1 pseudogene is annotated in these 708 nt (G+C 72.6%); it reads right to left on the reverse strand.

Annotated elements, in window-relative coordinates:
- Nucleotides 1–708 (reverse strand): annotated as a pseudogene (locus tag R2S09_RS40165) (amino acid permease); the annotation flags it as partial.

A 708-nucleotide genomic window follows, 5' to 3' on the forward strand; every position in this document is an offset into this window, starting at 1 on the left:
CAGGTACAGGCCGGCGGCGATGAGGAGCGTGGCCACCATCGACAACACCGGCCAGCCGCGCAGCAGATTGACCGCGAGGGTGAACGCCACGGCTGCCGCGGCCAGAGCGTTGACCCAGGTCAGTGCCGGCTTGCCCTCGTTCCGGGCGAAGCGGGTCATGGCGAGCAGGCCGACCAGGAAGCTGACGAAGACCGCGACGGCGTAGAAGAGCACCAGTTCCTGTTCCTGGCCGGCCGCGGCGATGATGACGAGTGCTGCCGCGCTCAGGTACACCACCACCGACCAGTACGGGGTGTGGTGGCGGTTGGTCCGGCCGAGCACCGGCGCCAGCACGCCCGGCCGCTCGGGGGTCCCGGACAGGGCCTTCAACAGGCCGGGACCGGCCTGGAAGGAGGAGCTGGCGGCGGCGAGCAGCAGCAGCGAGCTGGTCAGCTGGAAGGCCCCGTAGAGCCAGCCCGGTCCGGCCGCGGCGTGCGCGATGTCGGCGATCTGGGTGGAGTCGGCGCCGGGGATGCCGATGTGCAGCCGGACGGCGAGCGCGGTCAGGGCCAGGGTGAGGCCTCCGACGATCACGACCAGCAGGGCCAGGGTGCCGCGGCCGAAGCGGCGCCGGTGGGTGTCGTCGAGCTGGCCGAGCTGGGCGATCGCGGTGGACGGCGCCTCGATGCCGGTGGCCAGGGCCATCGCGACCGGGAAGGCCAGGACCAC

The organism is Streptomyces sp. MK7 (assembly GCF_032658145.1).
GTDB classification, from domain to species: domain Bacteria; phylum Actinomycetota; class Actinomycetes; order Streptomycetales; family Streptomycetaceae; genus Streptomyces; species Streptomyces spiralis.